This is a genomic window from Cellulomonas sp. IC4_254 (assembly GCF_011603975.1).
GTDB lineage: Bacteria > Actinomycetota > Actinomycetes > Actinomycetales > Cellulomonadaceae > Cellulomonas.
On the sequence record NZ_JAANNB010000355.1, the window covers coordinates 1 to 1,626 of the forward strand.

A 1,626-nucleotide genomic window follows, 5' to 3' on the forward strand; every position below is an offset into this window, starting at 1 on the left:
TAGCCTTCACGAAGGGCGCCACCCCGTGGAGAGGGTGGCGCCCTTCGTGAAGGCTACGGTCGCGTCAGAGCGCGTTGACCGACTTCGCCAGCGCCGACTTCTTGTTGGCGGCCTGGTTGGCGTGGATGACGCCCTTCGAGACGGCCTTGTCGAGCTTCTTCGACGCGGCGACGAGCGCGACGCCCGCGGCGTCCTTGTCGCCACCGGCGACGGCCTCGCGCACGCGGCGCACGAACGTCTTCAGCTCGGACTTGACAGCCTTGTTACGCAGGCGCGCCTTCTCGTTGGTGCGGATGCGCTTCATCTGGGACTTGATGTTGGCCACGGTGTGGACTCTCTTCGTGTGTTCGCCGGAGCGAGAGGAACAAGGTCGTAGAGGGCGCGTCCGGCGCCGGGACTGGGGCGTGGGGACACCCGCGGAGAGGAACCGGACTTGTGCCCGCCGACCCGGGCGGACACGCGACTGACAAGACTACCAGGACAGCGGCCGCCGCACGAAGCCCGGGGTAGGGGCGGCGGACGGGCCCGAAAGTCCTCGTCGCGGCCGCAGGCCCGAGCCTAGGGTGCGGCCCATGAGCAGGGACGCCGTCGCCGTGAACCGGCGGAGCTGGGACGCCGTCGTCCCCGCCCACCTCGTCGCCTACGGGGCGGACGCCTTCGTGGCCGACCCCGACCGGATCACCTCGGTGGTCCGCGACGACCTCGCCGCGCTGGCGCCGCACCTGCCCGGCGGGTCGCCGGCCGGGCTCGACCTCGTGCACCTGCAGTGCCACATCGGGCTCGACACGTTGTCCTGGGCGCGGCTCGGGGCGCGCGTGACCGGGATCGACCTGTCCCCGGCCTCGATCGCGGCCGCCCGGGACCTCGCGGCACGGTCGGGGCTCCCGGCGACCTTCCTGGAGAGCGACGTCGCGGACGCCCTCGACGTGTGCGCCGACCGGTTCGACGTCGTCTGCACGGGCATCGGCGCGCTGTGCTGGCTGCCCGACCTGGACGTCTGGGCGCGCGTGGTGGCTGGGCTGCTGCGCCCGGGCGGCACGTTCTTCGTGCGCGAGGCGCACCCGGTCGTCTACGCCCTCGACCCGGACCGCACCGACGGGGCGCTGGTGCTGACGCAGCCGTACTTCGGCGGCGCGCCGCGGCACCTCCGGCACGCGTCGACCTACGCGGGGGGAGCGGTCCCCGAGGACGCCCGGGACACCTACGAGTGGCAGCACGGGCTGGCCGAGATCGTGCAGGCGCTGCTCGGCGCGGGGCTGCGGCTCGCGGCCATCGCCGAGCACCGCACCCTCCCGTGGCGCGCGCTGCCCGGCATGGTGCCGACGGGGGACGGCAGCTGGGCCCTCCCGGACGGCGGCGACCGGCTCCCGCTCACGTTCGCGCTGACGGCGACGAAGCCGGGCTGACGTCCGCACGGCGCGCGGGCCCTCCGCGTGCCGGGAACGCCCGCCGAGGCCGGGGGTCAGGGGGTGAGCGGCCGGCCGAGGGCCGCGTCGAGCGCCGCGCGGTCGCCGGAGACGGTCAGCGCCGGGTCCGCGGCCGTGGTGCGGCCCCACAGCAGCAGGGCGAGCGCGCGGGCCGGGCCCGCGACCGTCACCGGCGCGCCCCCCACCCCCGCGGTCTGCG

General features: G+C 75.3%; 3 protein-coding genes. 1 reads left to right on the forward strand and 2 read right to left on the reverse strand.

Annotated elements, in window-relative coordinates; all coding sequences use genetic code 11:
• Nucleotides 1-64: 64 nt before the first annotated feature.
• Nucleotides 65-325 (reverse strand): 30S ribosomal protein S20, encoded by a 261-nt coding sequence (gene rpsT / locus G6556_RS18710; protein ID WP_147796102.1) that lies wholly within the window; start codon nt 323-325, stop codon nt 65-67.
• 247 nt (nt 326-572) lie between these two features.
• Here rpsT and G6556_RS18715 point away from each other — a divergent pair, with 247 nt between their 5' ends.
• Nucleotides 573-1,406 (forward strand): class I SAM-dependent methyltransferase, encoded by an 834-nt coding sequence (locus G6556_RS18715; RefSeq protein ID WP_166944642.1) that lies wholly within the window; start codon nt 573-575, stop codon nt 1,404-1,406.
• A 56-nt stretch (nt 1,407-1,462) separates the two neighbouring features.
• Here the strand turns inward: G6556_RS18715 and G6556_RS20055 are convergent, their stop codons facing one another.
• Nucleotides 1,463-1,612 carry a hypothetical protein gene (locus G6556_RS20055; RefSeq protein ID WP_346775008.1) on the reverse strand — a complete coding sequence of 50 codons (150 nt, stop codon included), beginning with the start codon at nt 1,610-1,612 and terminating at the stop codon, nt 1,463-1,465.
• Between the last annotated feature and the right edge of the window lie 14 nt (nt 1,613-1,626).